The organism is Nonomuraea sp. NPDC048882, assembly GCF_040649755.1.
In the GTDB taxonomy this organism is placed as follows: Bacteria; Actinomycetota; Actinomycetes; order Streptosporangiales; family Streptosporangiaceae; genus Nonomuraea; species Nonomuraea maheshkhaliensis.
In genome coordinates this window covers 164,532-179,605 of sequence record NZ_JBEZGB010000013.1, presented here as the reverse complement: position 1 = coordinate 179,605, position 15,074 = coordinate 164,532, and the positions used below count along the sequence as shown (strand labels likewise).

General features: G+C 71.3%; 11 protein-coding genes. 9 read left to right on the top strand and 2 right to left on the bottom strand.

The genetic code is table 11. The features are described 5' to 3' along the window. Positions 1–966 (top strand): 4-hydroxy-3-methylbut-2-enyl diphosphate reductase, encoded by a 966-nt coding sequence (locus AB0C27_RS38540; RefSeq protein ID WP_357854914.1) that lies wholly within the window; start codon positions 1–3, stop codon positions 964–966. A 46-nt stretch (positions 967–1,012) separates the two neighbouring features. On the opposite strand, the gene AB0C27_RS38535 is transcribed toward AB0C27_RS38540, so the two are convergent. Together AB0C27_RS38535 and rmuC are read right to left on the bottom strand one after the other, a co-directional pair. Continuing rightward, positions 1,013–1,525 carry a DUF6542 domain-containing protein gene (locus tag AB0C27_RS38535; RefSeq protein WP_357854911.1) on the bottom strand — a complete coding sequence of 171 codons (513 nt, stop codon included), beginning with the start codon at positions 1,523–1,525 and terminating at the stop codon, positions 1,013–1,015. Positions 1,526–1,538: 13 nt separating this feature from the next. After that, positions 1,539–2,804: a DNA recombination protein RmuC gene (gene rmuC / locus AB0C27_RS38530; RefSeq protein ID WP_357855533.1), complete on the bottom strand. Its 1,266-nt coding sequence runs from the start codon at positions 2,802–2,804 to the stop codon at positions 1,539–1,541. Positions 2,805–2,891: 87 nt separating this feature from the next. Here rmuC and AB0C27_RS38525 point away from each other — a divergent pair, with 87 nt between their 5' ends. The 8 genes from AB0C27_RS38525 to AB0C27_RS38490 all read left to right on the top strand — a co-directional run bounded on the left by AB0C27_RS38525 (position 2,892) and on the right by AB0C27_RS38490 (position 15,071). Continuing rightward, a complete protein-coding gene (locus AB0C27_RS38525; protein WP_357854908.1) occupies positions 2,892–3,608 on the top strand; it encodes a hypothetical protein in 717 nt (238 codons plus the stop codon). 81 nt (positions 3,609–3,689) lie between these two features. Continuing rightward, positions 3,690–4,766: a redox-regulated ATPase YchF gene (ychF, locus tag AB0C27_RS38520; protein ID WP_357854905.1), complete on the top strand. Its 1,077-nt coding sequence runs from the start codon at positions 3,690–3,692 to the stop codon at positions 4,764–4,766. Between the two features lie 231 nt (positions 4,767–4,997). Continuing rightward, positions 4,998–5,297, top strand: coding sequence for a hypothetical protein (locus tag AB0C27_RS38515; protein WP_357854902.1), 300 nt, complete (start codon positions 4,998–5,000; stop codon positions 5,295–5,297). 707 nt (positions 5,298–6,004) lie between these two features. Then, positions 6,005–6,721, top strand: a complete 717-nt coding sequence (locus AB0C27_RS38510) for a conjugal transfer protein (protein ID WP_357854899.1) — start codon at positions 6,005–6,007, stop codon at positions 6,719–6,721. 63 nt (positions 6,722–6,784) lie between these two features. Continuing rightward, complete coding sequence (locus AB0C27_RS38505; protein WP_106240705.1) at positions 6,785–7,048, top strand: hypothetical protein; 264 nt, start codon at positions 6,785–6,787, stop codon at positions 7,046–7,048. A gap of 54 nt (positions 7,049–7,102) precedes the next feature. Next, positions 7,103–10,222 carry a TcpE family conjugal transfer membrane protein gene (locus tag AB0C27_RS38500; protein ID WP_357854896.1) on the top strand — a complete coding sequence of 1,040 codons (3,120 nt, stop codon included), beginning with the start codon at positions 7,103–7,105 and terminating at the stop codon, positions 10,220–10,222. Positions 10,223–10,269: 47 nt separating this feature from the next. Then, positions 10,270–12,747, top strand: a complete 2,478-nt coding sequence (locus AB0C27_RS38495) for an ATP-binding protein (protein ID WP_357854893.1) — start codon at positions 10,270–10,272, stop codon at positions 12,745–12,747. After that, positions 12,744–15,071 (top strand): type IV secretion system protein, encoded by a 2,328-nt coding sequence (locus AB0C27_RS38490; protein WP_357854890.1) that lies wholly within the window; start codon positions 12,744–12,746, stop codon positions 15,069–15,071. Before AB0C27_RS38495 ends, AB0C27_RS38490 begins: the two co-directional genes overlap by 4 nt. Positions 15,072–15,074 lie beyond the last annotated feature (3 nt).

Genomic DNA, 15,074 nt, shown 5'->3' with positions numbered 1-15,074 from the left:
ATGGAGCCCCAGACCCCCACTTCCCGCCGAGTCCTCGTTGCCAAGCCACGGGGCTACTGCGCCGGAGTCGATCGAGCCGTGGTAGCGGTCGAGAAGGCTCTGGAGCAGTATGGTGCCCCGGTCTACGTGCGCAAGCAGATCGTCCACAACACCCACGTCGTCAAGACGCTCGAGGCCAGGGGCGCCGTCTTCGTCGACGAGACCGAGGAGGTGCCCGAGGGCGAGATCGTCGTCTTCTCGGCCCACGGCGTCTCCCCGGTCGTCCACGAGGAGGCCAGACAGCGCGGACTGCGGACGATCGACGCCACGTGTCCGCTGGTCACGAAGGTGCACAACGAGGCCAAGCGGTTCGCCGCCGCCGACTACGACATCCTGCTGATCGGCCACGAGGGCCACGAGGAGGTAGAGGGCACCTCGGGCGAGGCCCCCGACCACATCCAGCTCGTCGACGGCCTCGACGCGGTCGGCAAGGTGGAGGTGAAGGACCCGAGCAAGCTGGTGTGGCTGTCGCAGACCACGCTCTCGGTCGACGAGACCACCGAGACCGTCGCCCGGCTCAAGGAGCGCTTCCCCACGCTCATCGACCCGCCCAGCGACGACATCTGCTACGCCACCCAGAACCGTCAGGTGGCGGTCAAGGAGATCGCCGCCGAGTCCGAGCTGGTCATCGTGGTCGGCTCCGACAACTCCTCCAACTCCAAACGGCTGGTCGAGGTGGCGAAGGACTACGGCGCGCAGGCGTCGTACCTGGTCGACAACGCCGACTACATCCGCGACGAGTGGCTCGACGGCGTCACCACGGTCGGCGTCACCAGCGGCGCCTCGGTGCCGGAAGAGCTGGTGGCGGAGGTGCTGGCGCGGCTGGCCCGCCACGGGTTCGGCGACGTGACGGAGGTCGAGCCGGTGGAGGAGCGCATGCGCTTCGCCCTGCCCCACGAACTGCGCAAGGACCTGCGGGCCTCCTGAGCCCCGATGCCGGTCCCTGGCTTTCTTCTGAAGCCGGGGGCCGGTTCTAGTCTTCGCTGCGCGGCGTGCCGTACACCTTGGGCTCGAAATAGCCCTCCGGCTCTGGCACGAACGGCTGGCGCGGGCGCGGCACCTCCGCCGCGTCCGCCTTCAGCTCCTCACGAAGCTCGCGTACGTTGTCGCGCAGCCCGCGCCGCCACGCCACGCCCAGCACGATCGCCGAGCCGGCGAAGAGCCACGGCGCGCCCCGCGTCATCGACGTGTAGAGGCCCAGCGCCAGCGACTGCACCACCGACACCGAGCCGAGAGCCCGCCCGAGCTCGACGAACAGGGTGGCGCAGAAGAACACCAGCGGCGGCGTCACCACCAGCGAAAGCAGCTCGCGCCGGTTGACCAGCAGCGCGCCGAGCGCGCTGGCCAGCACGAACGCCGCGCCCACGATGTGGTCGACGTCGAACACGGCCGCCAGCACGTAGCCCGCCAGGGTGGCCACCAGGGCGAGCGCGATGGCGCCGCGCGCCGTCAGCCTGACGGCAGAACGCCTGCCCTTCTCACCCACTTGCCCTCCCCCGTCACTGCGACCCGTTGGCCAACTTACCGTTCGCGTGGGAAATCAGTGAGGAGGTTTCGAGCAGTTCGGGGGAGCTCAGGGGTCTGGGCAGCCCTTCGAGCATCTCAGGGGAGTCGAGATCGCCGTCCACGACACCGAGATCGTGAAGTTTGCGTGCGGTGACCAGGACGCGGCTTTCGAGCGATCCGACCGACTTGTTGTACGCCTCCACGGTCCGGGTGAGCGCCTTGCCGAGCGACTCGACGTTCCTGCCGAGGGACGACAGCCGTTCGTACAGCTCCTTGCCCAGCTCGAACACCGCCCGCGCGTTCTCGCTCAGCGCCGCCTGCTGCCAGGCGTAGTGCGCGGTGCGCAGCATCGTGATCAGCGTCGTGGGCGTCGCGATGTGCACCCGCCGCGTCATCGCGTACTCCAGCAGGGAGGGGTCGCGTTCGAGCGCCGGCGCCAGGAACGCCTCACCGGGGATGAACAGCACCACGAACTCCGGCGACGGGTTGAACCCCTGCCAGTAGGCCTTGGCCGCCAGCCGGTCGATGTGCTCGCGCACGTGCCGGGCGTGGGCGTCGAGGCGTACGGTCGCGAGCGACTCGTCCGACGCCTCCGCGGCCTCCAGATAGGCCGCCAGCGAGACCTTGGAGTCGACCACGATGTTCTTGCCCCCGGCGAGCCTGACGACCATGTCGGGCCGCATGGAGCCCTCGGTGACCTGCTCGTCGAAGTCGCAGTAACGCTGCATGCCGGCGATCTCGGCGACCCTGCGCAGCTGCAGCTCGCCCCACCGGCCCCGCGCCTCGGGCCGCTGCAGGGCCCTGACCAGGGCGGTGGTCTGGGAGCGGAGCTGCTCGTTGCTCCGCTGCACGAACTCCAGCTGCTTGGCCAGCTCGGCCCGCGCCGCCCGCTGCCCCGACTCGGAGTCGCGCAGCTGGGACTCCACCCGCGTGAGCGCGTCCTTCAGCGGCTCGACCAGGTGCTCGACGGCCAGCCTGCGTTGTTCGAGATCGCCCGCCGCCTCGGCCCTCGTGGCCGCGAGCCGACTCTCCGCCAGCTCGAGGAAGCGCACGTTGTTGACGTCGAGCGCGCGCGTGGACAGCGCCTGGAAGCGCTCGGCCAGCTGTTCCTCGACGTAGACCAGCTTCTCGGCGGCCGCCCTGGCCCGCGCGTCCGACTCGGCGATCCGCACCGCGGCCCGCGTCCTGGCCACCAGGAACCCCACGAGCAACCCGACGGCGAGACCTATGAGAAGCGAGACGACGTCCACTCCATCGATGATTGCAGGCCCGCCGGGTCCCGATCTCGCCGACACGCTTGGGCGTTCCGCTTGTGCGGCACATCTCTCGTCACGCAGAGTACCGGCATGAACACGGGACCGAAGATGGCCGCGGCGGGCGCCGCCCTGGCGATCACCCTGATCGCCCTGGCCGGAGCCGTCATCGCCGGGTCGGGGAGCGGCACCCGGCCGCGTCCTGTCCTGCGCTGGTCCCCCGGCGCCTGCGTCACGGGGGAGTACGCGCTGACCGCGTGCAACGGCGGCGAGTCCGAGGTGGTGGCGCTGGCCCCCGACCCGCCGGGCCCCGGGGACTGTCCCGAGGACACCGACGACGTCCTGCGCGTTGGAGCCGGCCGTACGGCGTGCGTACGCAACTTCCTCGAACCGCACCCCGGCGCGCCCGGCGGAGGCGGCGGCCTGCTCAGGCCGGGCGACTGCGTCACGCTGGACGGCCGCGAGCGGCCGTGCGCGGGCCCCGGCTGGTACGGCAGGTCCGTCGCGATCGTCGAAGACCCCGGCGCCTGCCCGTCCGGCACCCTGGACGCTCTCGACGGCGACCCCCACGTGATCTGCCTGGGCCCGGGCGGCCAGGTGCTCGACCGGGGCGCCTGCGTGGCCGAGCCGGCCACGGACGTGATCGCCAGGTCCGCCGTCACCAGGGTCCCGTGCGGCTCTGCTGACGCCTGGGCGAGGGTGCTGTCGTTCGAGAGCGAGCCCTCGGCCTGCCCCCAGGGCGCGCGCCGTTATCTGCGCGCCGAGCAGGCCTATCGTCCGGTTACCTGTCTGTCTGTGCTGAGCCAGTAAACTCGGCGCCGTGAGCGAGCGAAGCGAGTCAACCATTCAGCGCGGCCCTGTCGGCCTCTTCCCGGCGATGGAGTGGGTCGGATGAGCCTGTCCATCGGGATCGTCGGCCTGCCCAACGTCGGCAAGTCCACGCTCTTCAACGCGCTGACCAAGACCGGCAACGCGCTCGCGGCGAACTACCCGTTCGCCACCATCGAGCCCAACGTGGGCATCGTCGGCGTGCCCGACGACCGGCTCCCCAAGCTGGCCGAGATCTTCGGCTCGGCCCGCATCCTGCCCGCCAAGGTCGAGTTCGTCGACATCGCGGGCCTGGTCAAGGGGGCCTCGGAGGGGCAGGGCAGGGGCAACCAGTTCCTCGCCAACATCCGCGACACCGACGCGATCTGCCAGGTCATCCGGGTCTTCAACGACCCCGACGTGACCCACGTCGACGGCGAGATCTCCCCCAAGCGCGACATCGAGACCATCAACACCGAGTTGATCATGGCCGACCTGCAGACGGTCGAGAAGGCCGTTCCGCGCCTGCAGAAGGAGGCGCGCAACAACAAGGACAAGAAGGTCGCGCTGGAGGCGGCGGAGGCCGCGCTGGCCGTGCTGGAGACCGGCAAGACGATCTTCGAGAGCGGTCTCGACCGTGCCGAGCTGCGCGAGCTCCACCTGCTGACGGCCAAGCCGTTCCTGTACGTGTTCAACCTCGACGCCGACGAGCTCACCGATGCCGCGCTGCGGGAGCAGCTGTCCGCGCTGGTCGCCCCGGCCGAGGCGGTCTTCCTCGACGCCAAGATCGAGTCGGAGCTGGTCGAGCTCGACGAGGAGGAGGCGCTGGAGCTGCTGCAGTCGGTCGGCCAGGAGGAGTCGGGCCTGCGCCAGCTCGCCAGGGTCGGCTTCGAGACGCTGGGGCTGCAGACCTACCTCACGGCCGGGCCGAAGGAGACCAGGGCCTGGACGATCCCCAAGGGCGCCACGGCGCCCGAGGCGGCCGGCGTGATCCACACCGACTTCCAGCGCGGCTTCATCAAGGCCGAGGTGATCTCCTTCGAGGAGCTGGTCGAGGCCGGCTCGATCGCCAGCGCCCGGTCGGTGGGCAAGGCGCGCATCGAGGGCAAGGACTACGTCATGCGCGACGGCGACGTGGTGGAGTTCCGCTTCAACGTCTGACGGGCGTCGAGCCCGGGGGCACATGGGGGAGTTCCGTTCGCGGCGAGCCGGTCACGGTGAGCGATGGCCTACTACGGTAAGTTACCGGCGGCGGATGGCGGCGAGGCTCATCGGCGGCTGGTCCCCGGGTGTGAAGCTGAACGATTGCTCCGGGGACAAGTGATGCGTCAACCACTTTGGGCCCCCGCGCGTCGAATCGTCACGGCGTTCACGCTGACTCGGGAGGCCCTCATGATCCGTCGCATCATCCGGAAACGACGCCCCGCGCCCACGCTCGCGGGCATCAGCCTGGAGGAGGAGCTCGCCCTCATCAGGGTCGAGCTCATGTACGGCCTGCGCGTCAACCGCGAGGCGTACCTCCGCAGGAAGGTCGACGAGCGCAACGAGATGGCGACCCGCATGAGAGAGCGTGAGCCCGCCGAGATGCTGGCCGATCTCCGTGGCTCCCTGGAGCGGACGGTGCAGCCGACCGTCGTCGATCTGCGCAGCAGGCGCCAGTCGCGCACCCACCAGGACCCCGAGCCTGCCTGACCGGACACCCGGACGGAACCCCGCTCGGGGCTCCGTCCGAGGCCCTGTCTGAGGCGCTGTCCGAAGCTGAGGGCTCGGAGTTCGGCCTGGATCTGGTTCAGACTCATGCCGAATCCGCAGGTCGCGAGAGTCCATGCCTGTTTTGGACAGGAAAGCGTGGCCGCCGCGGTATGCGATTTTAGGCGTCTGGCCTGGTCAAAAGCCCATTCCACCGGGAACGCACAGGAATCGGCGCCGTGGCCTGTCATACGGGCCCGGTTTGCCGTGTGGACTGTCATGCCGCAGCATGGGCGTGGCTTTCCTGGAACAATGGCGGAGACCGGATAGGGTGACTACTTCACCGCGGATGATGGGGATCGGCAACGGACGACACCGCGCCAGCCGGGGGGATCGGCGCGAGCGGAGGCGTGATGGCTCGTAGGTCTACCGTCCAGCACGATCCTCGGATCGCTGACGGGCCCGGGCTTTCCGCAACCCTCGATCCGGCCGACTATGACACGCCGCCGCCCCGCAGGCCGCGGCGTGGCGGCTGGTCGGGTGGCGGCGGACGGTGGCTGGTGTGGACCGGCCGCATCATTCTTTGGGCACTTATTGTGGTGGTTGTCGTGAATGGGGTTCGTGCCCCATTTGAGAGGTTCACCCAGCAAGAACCGGCGACAACAACCGGCGCCGCACCGGCTGACAAGGGATTTCCCGCCGAGCAGGGCATGGCTTTCGCGGCCCAGTTCGCCGGCGTCTATCTCAATTTCAGCCCGGAAGACGCCGCCAGCAGGTCGAGCAAGCTGAAGGCGTTCCTGGCCGAGGGCATGGATCCGCAGTTGGGCTGGGACGGCTACGGCAAGCTGGCGGCCGTCGCCATCCAGCCGTACGACATCGAGGCGAGCGACGACAGGAACGCCGTGGTCAACGTGGCCTACCAGTCGGGCCCGCGCCGGATGATGCTGTCGGTCCCGGTCTACTACTCCGGCGACGAGGCCGGACGGCGGTTCGTGATCTCCGGCCGACCGGCGATCCTGCCCGCCCCCGCCCCGGCCGACCTGCCCCAGGTCGCCGCGCCGGAGACGGACGACGCGGCGGCCGCCGAGCTCAAGCCCCAGCTGGAGGGCTTCTTCAAGGACTACGCGTCAGGCGACACCGGCGGGCTGCAGCGCTACGTCGCCGCGGGCAAGAGCCTGCCCAGCTTCGCGGGCGCGTTCACCTTCTCGCAGCTCAAGGAAGTCGTGGTGCCTGTGGGGGGTGCCACCCGAGAGATCCAGGCGGTCGTGGTGTGGGCCGTGCCGAGCGATCCCCCGCCCACTCCCAACACCACCGACCCCGCGGTGGTCGGCGGCACGCTGGAGCAGGCCTACCGCCTGACCGTCGAAAAGCAGGGCGACAAGTGGTTCGTCGCCGACATCCGCGGTGGCGGCCGGGTCGCTGGATAGAGGCACGGCCGTGCTGCTGATCGGTACCCCCCGGGAGGACAAGAAGTGACCTTGAAGACCGTAATGCTCACCTTGATGGAGATGACGCCGACACCGACGCCCACGGGCATCGACACCGGAGGGCTGGCCAACTTCCTGCGCGCGTTCTTCGCGCCGCTGTTCCTCGTCGTGGTCTCCGTGGTCGCGCTGTTCTTCCTCTTCACCCGCGAGATCACGCGCTTCGTGCAGTTCCTCATCCTGGCCGTGGCCATCGGGGTGATCTTCTACGTTCCCAACATCATCGAGGTGACGGCGAAGGCGATCGCGGGCGCACTGGGCATCAGGTAAGGGTTGAGACCGCTCCGCGGCGGTCATGTACGAGCGGGTGGAGAGGAGGACCGCGTGGACCTGCCCACGTACACGAACATCTGGCGGATCGAGAAGCGGCTCTACAAGCTGTACGACCTACGGCTGCCGATGCCGCTGCCGATCGTCTGGATCGGCGTGTTCGTCGGGGTGTTCGTCCCGTGGTCGCTCCTGCTGGTCCTGGTGGGTGTGCCGGTGGAGATGCCCTGGCACGTGCTGTTCCTGGTGCCGCCGGGCATCGTGACGTGGTTGTCCACCCGTCCCGTCATCGAGGGCAAGCGCCTCACCGAACTGCTGGAGTCCCAGCTGCGCTACCTGGGGCAGCCGAAGGCCTGGTACCGCCTGGCGCCCAGCTCCGAGCCCGAGGCCGTGACGTTCTCCGGCCGGGTGTGGCGCACCGCGCCCGTACGCGCCAAGTCGAAGGGGCCGCGCAAGGCCCGCCATCCGCAGCGCAGGCGCGAAGGCGCCGCAGGGCCGCGCCAGGTGCGCCCCGCCGTCGCCGCCGCGGCGGCCGCGGCCACGCAGGCGCCCGTCGCCGAGCCGACGACCGCGCGCACCGGCTGGGGCACCCGCCGCGGCGCCGCACCCGCCCTCAAGTCCCAGGTACGCCAGGGGGCCACCGCGGGCGCCCCGGCGTCCGGGCGGCGCCAGGAACGCTCACTGCTGGGCGAGGCGGTGGGGGCGACGACGCCCGTACGGGGCGAACGCGACCCTGAACCCGCCTCCCGGGTTTCTGCGGTTGAGGCGCCCCAGAACGGCACCACCACCGCAGGCCACGGCCGGAACCGCACCGGGGACCGGCGCATCGCAGGGCGGGCCGGACGGCGGTCCACGGATCACCTCGACGAACGCCCCGGCGAACACCCCGACGACCAGCTCGGCGAACGACCTGAGACCCGGCACCGCTCCGAGGTGGCGGGCAGCTCTGAGGTGCGGGACCGGCCTGAGGCGCGGAACCGCTTCGAGGCGGGGGACGGCTTTGAGACGCGGGACCGGCCTGAGGTGCAGGCCGCGATGAGTGCCGAGGCGCTGGCCGCTCAGGAGGCGGCAGCGGATCCGATCAGGACGGCGGAGAGCCGCAAGCCGACCGCCGGCAAGCCCATCGACACCGAGGCGCTGCGCAGGCTGCGGCGGCTCGCGGCGAGCGCCGACGGCCCGATCGACGCGAGGGATCGGGCCGACGCCGGTCCGCGTCCGGCGGGTGAGCGTCCCGAGGACGAGGTCGCCCGTGACAAGCACAGGAAGGGCCAGCCGCCGCGGCTCGTCCCCGGGCTGGTGCTCTCGGGCGGCCAGGGGGTCTGGCCGCCGCTCGACCCCGACGCCAAGCCGGTGCCCCGACCCAGCGCCCGCAAGGACGAGACCCACGAGGACCTACGAGCGGACCTCCCACGTACCGGCACCCCAGGAACGCCCGCCGCGTCCCGGCAGGACACCGACTCCGAGGTCCCTGGCACTCCGGCCGAAACGCCGGAGGGCCACGACCCGCAGCCCGTGCGGAAGCTGTCCGAGGCCTGTGACACGCAGTCCGTGCGTGAGCGTGGCGACGCGGAGATCGCGGGCGGGACGGCCGGCGTGCCGGACCCGGCTGCTGCACAGGAGCCGGGCACGGCTGGTGCGCATGGGTCCGACGCCGCCGGCGTGAACGACGCCGCCGCAGCGTCGGCACCCGGGGCCGAAGTGCCCGGGCCCAAGGCGGCAAGACCAAAGGCGACCCGATCCAGGGCCACCCGATCCAAGGCGACCAAGTCCGAGGCGGCCAAGCTTGAGGCGGCCAAGCTTGAGGCACCCGAGTCCGAGGCACCGGGGTCCGAGGCGGCCGGGCTTGAGGTGAGCGGGTCCGAGGCGGTCGGAGCCGGTGGGGCCGGGACCGGTGACGCGCGCACGGCCGTAGACGGGGCTGAGAAGCACGCAGACGACCGCACAACCCCGGCGGCCGGTGAACGTACCGCCCCGGTGTCGGGCGATCGTGAGGCCGGTCGTGAGCCCGTGCCGGCTCAGGAGCGTGAGGCCGACCGCGAGCGGGTGACGGCCAGGGAGCGTGAGGTCGCCAGGGAGCGGCGGGCGGCTCGGGAGCGGGAGGCGGTGGCCGCCGCAGGCCGGGAGGTGGCCGAGGCGGCGCGGGGTGGGGCTGTGGTTCGGCCGGGTGGTGAGGTCGGTGGGGAGATCGGGCCCGTGCCCGTCCCACGGCCTGGCGAGGGCCGGGTGCGGCGGATCGAGTCCGTCGTGGGACGCGACTCCGGCGGCTGGCGGCGCATCGCTCAGGTCGTCGTCGGCGGCGGCGGGGTGCGGACCGACGGGTCCGAGATCGACGAGGCCAGGGCCAGGGGCGTGTTCGCGGGCAGCCGCAGGGTCGTCGTGCTGGGCTGCACCGGCGGCGCCGGGCAGAGCACCACGGCGCTCATGCTGGGCCACACGTTCGCCCAGCACCGCGACGACCGGGTCGTGGCCGTCGATGCCAACAGCGGCGGCGGCACGCTGACCAGCAAGATCCAGCCGGAGACCCCCGAGACCCTGACGTCGCTGCTGTCGGGGCTCGACCGGGTCAGCGGCTATCTCACCATGCGGGGTTACACCACGCGGACCGCCTCCGGTCTGGAGGTGATCAGCGCGGACACCGACGCGGGCGCCGAGCAGCGCCTCGCGGACAGGTCCTTCTTCTCCGACCACCGGCTCGGCGAATCCATGCGCCTGCTCGACCGCCACTACAAGCTGGCCGTCATCGACCCGGCCGCCGCCCTGGCGGCCAGGTTGCTGCCGTACGCGGACCAGCTCGTCCTGGTGGTCCCGGCGAGCGAGGAGGCGCCGGAGGCGGTGGCGATGACGTACGAGTGGCTCGACGGGCACGGGTGCGCGGAGCTGCGCAGGCGGGCGGTGATGGTGGTCAACGGCGTGAGCAGGCGTTCGATGACCGACGTCGAGCAGGCGGAGTCGGTGGCCAGAGGCAGGTGCCGGGCCATCGTCAGGGTCCCCTGGGAGGACGACCTCGCGCCGGGCGGCGCGGACGTCGTCGATCCCGGGCAGTTGCGCGCGGCCGGGCGGCGGGCGTACCTCGCCCTCGCCGGGGTCGTGGTCGCAGGTTTCGCGGCACAGTCCGTACGACCGAGCGAAGAGGAGTTGGCGAGTGACCCCCCGGGCACGAGAATCGGTGAGCGATAAGTGAACAAGCGAGCAGGTCTGGCCCGTTCATGCGCCGAGGGGGCGGCATGAGCAGGGCATCCCGAGCGCACCAGCGCCTCGCGGTCCGCTACTTCGACGACCGCATCCTGCTCACGGACACCTGCGCATGGGCGTATTTCCGGCTCCCGACGGTCAGCTACGAGTTCGTCACACCCGAGGAACGCGAGGCGCTGGCCACCAACATCACGATCGCGCTGGCGGCGATCAGAATGCCCGACGCCGAGGTCCACCTGAGGGTCGCGCACCGCACGTACCCGGCGGCGGAGTGGGCCATGGCGCTCAACGCCACCTCCGACGAGGGGCCCGGCTGGCGCGACTACCTGGAGGAGATGTACCGGCACGTCTGGGCCAAGGACTTCTGGTCGAAGGAGGTCTACCTGGGCGTGCGGCTCGGCCCGCGCGGCAAGCAGCTCGGCAGCGGCGTGCTGAGCCAGCTCCTCGGCTTCTACCAGAAGACCGAGAAGGTGCTGGGGATGGACGACGACCACGTTCCCGACAGCGAGATCGGGCGCTGGACGGAGCAGGCGGAACGGCTCGGGCGAGCACTCGCGTCGAGTGCCCTCTACGCCCGTCACGCCACCTCCGTCGAGGTGGCGTGGCTGTTCCAGCACTCGGCCGCGGGCGCGCTCGGCGACCCGCCGCCCTCGGCCAGCCCGCGCAGGCGCTGGGGCAAGGGCGAGATCGAGTCGCTGGTCGAGGGCGAGATCCACAACGGCAGGTCGCTGCTGCGGATCGTGCAGCCGCAGGGCGACTCCTACGTGGCGCACCTGTCGTTCGCGCGTTTCCCCGACCTGATGCCCTTCCCCGACGGGGAGCCGTGGCTGCACTTCGCCGACCAGTTGCCGTTCCCGGTGGAGGTCTCCTCGCGGATGCGGCTGATCCCGCCGGTGAAGGCGTCCAAGGACGTGGCGCGCAAGCTGGCGCACGCCCGCGACATGGACCACCACATCCGCGAGGCCGGCGCGGAGGCGCCGCTGGCGCTGGCCGAGCAGATCGACGCGGCCCGCATGCTGGAGCACGGCATCACCAAGGAGCGGCTGCCCTTCGTGTACGGCTGGCACCGCCTGATCGTCGCGGCCCCGACCGAGGACATCTGCGTGCAGCGGGTGGAGGCGGTGGTCGAGCACTACCGCGACATGGGCATCGACGTGGTCAACTCGACCGGCGACCAGTTCTCGCTGTTCTGCGAGACGCTGCCGGGCGAGAAGGTGCGCGTCAACGCCTACGCCCAGCGCCAGCCGCTGCGTACGATCGCCGGCGGCATGGCCACGGCCACCGTCGATCTCGGCGACCGGCTGGACGAGGGCAGTGAGGGCTGGCTGGGCCCGTACATCGGTGAGACCGTCGGCAGGGCGCGCAGCATCGTGCACTTCGACCCGCTGGTGGCGGCCACGCGCAACCGGCCGACCGCCATCGCGATCACCGGCGAGCCCGGCGGCGGCAAGACCACGCTGGCGCTGCTGATGATCTACCAGATGGCGCTGCGCGGCGTGACGGTCGCGGTGATCGACCCGAAGGGCGACGCGGAGTCGCTGGTACGGCTGCTGGAGAAGCGGGGCCGCAAGGCCCGCGTCATCCCGCTCGGCTCGGCGGCCCCCGGGCTGCTCGACCCGTTCTCGTTCGGCGACGACATCGCGGCGAAGAAGACCATGGCCACCGAGACGCTGCGGCTGCTGCTGCCCCGCATGTCGGAGGAGCGCGAGTCGGCGATGATCCAGGCGGTGGCGGCCGTGTCGAACGGCGAGGACCCCTCGCTCGGCAAGGTCGTGGACTTCCTGGACCAGGCCGAGGACGCGGCGTCGAAGAACCTCGGCGCGGTGCTGCGCTCGATGTCGGAGATGCACCTGGCCAGGCTGTGCTTCGACCCGTCAGGCGGCGACCAGATCGACACCGAGGGCTGGACGACCGTGTTCACGCTCGGCGGGCTGACGCTGCCCGACGTGGCCACGGGCAGGGAGGACTACTCCTACGAGCAGCGGCTGTCGGTGGCCCTGCTCTACCTGGTGTCCCAGTTCGCGCGCAGGCTGATGAACGGCCTCGACCGGCGCGCCCCCAAGGCGATCTTCCTGGACGAGGCGTGGGCGATCACCTCCACACCCGAGGGCGCCAAGCTGGTGCCCGAGGTCAGCAGGATGGGCCGTTCCCGCAACACCGCTCTGGTGCTGGTCTCGCAGAACGCGGGAGACCTGCTGAACGAGCAGGTGACCAACTGCCTGTCGTCCGTCTTCGCGTTCAGGTCCACCGAGAGGGTGGAGGTGGACCACGTCATGTCCCTGCTCGGGGTGGAGTCGTCCGAGGAGCACAAGGCCGTGCTCCGCTCCCTGGGCAACGGCGAATGCGTATTCCGTGATCTGGATGGCAGGGCGGGGCGTATGGGCGTAGACCTGATCTCCGAAGAACTTCTCCGCTGGCTCGACACGAACCCGACACACGACAAACCCGGCGGCACGGGGCATGATGATCTTCAGGGGGGCGTGGGCAGGGCGCAGGAGGTACGGTCATGAAGGTCCGGCTATCCCGACGAATCGCGCTGGCTCTCGCGCTCGTCACCGGCATCCTCGTGGTGCCGCTCGTCCTGGGCGCGACGTCCACTCCGGTCGCCGCCGCCCCCTGTGACCTGTCAGGACCGCTTTCGCCCGAGATGGTGGGCAGCGGCACCGACGGGCTGATCCAGCCACCCGCCCCGCCGGCCGGCACGCCCGCGGCGACCACCAACTACGCCCAGTTCGGGATGAGCGGGCAGTTCTGGCACACCCACGAGCTGACCTGCTCCGACTACGTGGCCGTGCTCGGCAACATGTGGGCCAACGGCATCTTCACCGCGGCCAAGGCCGTCGACCGGCTGACGATCACCACGTACCAGGCGGCGGCCACGGAAGGACCGCTCCAGGCGATCAAGGACGTGGTCGACGACATCGTCACGCGGCTGGCCGACGCCGTCTACTGGGACTTCCTCCAGCCGATCGTCATCCTCGGCGCCATCTGGCTGGCCTGGTACGGGCTGATCCGCAAGCGGGCCACCACGACCGCCGAGGGCGTGATCTGGATGGTGCTGGCGGTCACGGTGGCGGTGTGGTTCTTCAGCCGGCCGGGAGACTTCACCGGCCTGGGCAAGGTCGTCACCGACAAGACCGGCGAAGTGGTCAACTCCGCCTTCTCCGGCCTGCCGGGCGCGGGTGGCGCGTCCTGCCTGCCGCCGCCCGGCGGCGGCGCCAGCCCGCAGGTGCAGGCGGGCGGCTACGCGCAGACCGGCACCCCCGGGGTCGACCAGAACGCCGACGCGCTGTGGTCCACGCTGGTCTGCAAGCCGTGGCTGGTCGGCCTGTTCGGCACCGCCGACCCGCAGCAGCCGATCGTGCGCGACTGGGGTCGCAAGGTGCTGGAGATGCAGTCGGTGCCGCAGGCGGTGGCCGGGCAACCGGCTCCCGACGTGGGAGCCCGCCAGTCGGAGTACGCGGCGCTCGGCGACAAGCTCAGGAACGACCCCCGCTACGCCACCTTTTCCGGCCGCGACTGGTCCAACCGGCTCGGCGTGGCCGTCGGCGCGTTCATCGCCGCCCTGGTGGCGGGCCTGCTCATCTTCCTGGTGGCGGTGTCGCTGCTGGTGCTGAAGGTGGGCTTCCTGCTCCTGCTCATCCTGGGGCCGATCTTCCTGCTGATCGGAGTCCATCCCGGCAGCGGGCGGATCGTCGCCCTGCGCTGGGTGGAGATGCTCATCGGCACGCTGCTGAGACAGGCCGTGCTGACGATCGTGCTGAGCGTCCTCGTGTACGGGTACGCGCTCATCATCTCCACCGCCATGCCCTGGGGCATGCAGGTGCTGTTCATGGCCCTGCTGACGATCGCGGTGTTCTTCTACCGCCGCCCGTTCCAGCACCTGTTCGCCTCCATGAGCGGCCACACGGTCACCACCCGCATGCTCGGCGAGGCGGCGAGTTCGTCCGTGCTTGAGCGGTCGGCGGGCGTGCTGCCGCCGGTGGCGTCGGCCAGGATCGGCCGCTGGGGCCTGCGCAAGGCCGAGCCGCTGATCAGGGCGGCCAGTGCGGCCAACCCGGCGGGCGCGGCGGCCACGGCCGCGGCGGGCGGCCAGGTCAGGATGCGCGGCGAGGAGGGCGAAGGCGCCGCCGCCGGCACCAGGGTCCCGGCCACGGCGGCTCCCCTCGACACCGACGCGCAGGGCGGCAGGGCGGCCGGGCGGGGCACGCCCGAGCCGCGCAAGGGCACCGCGCCCCCGCTCAACCTGGGCACCTCGGCTCCTCAGCGCGGGCCCGCGGCCGGCGGTCCCCGGGTCGGCGGCGGGGCCGCGGCCTCCACCGGCTCAGCGGCCTCGGCGGCCTCGTCGGGCTCCTCCGGCGGCTGGTTCGGCGGGGCGTCCGGCGGTGGCTGGGCGCGGCGCGGCGGTTCATCTGGTGGCTCACGCTCCGGCGGGTCGCGCTTCGGCGGGTCCGGCGGGTCACGATCAGGCGGGTCGCGCTTCGGCGGGTCGGGCGGCTCCCGTACGGGCGGCACGCGCTCGCGCGGCTCCGGCGGCGGCCTCTTCGGCGGTTCAGGCGGTTCAGGCGGGTCCGGCGGGTCCGGCGGATCGGGTGGCTCAGGCGGCGGGCTGTTCGGCGGCGGGTCGCGCAACGGCTCGCGTTCGGGCAACGGCTCCCGCTCCGGGGGCGGGACGTCGCCGGGGCCCCGGATCTTCGGCTCGGGCGAGTCGTCGTCGCGCTCCTCCGAGGCGCCCCCGCTCTGGCTGCGCAGCAGCGGCAACGGCGGCGGCTCAGGAGGCGACAGCCCCGACGTGCCCTTCTGGCTCAAGCCGAACAACCCCGACAAGGACTAGAAC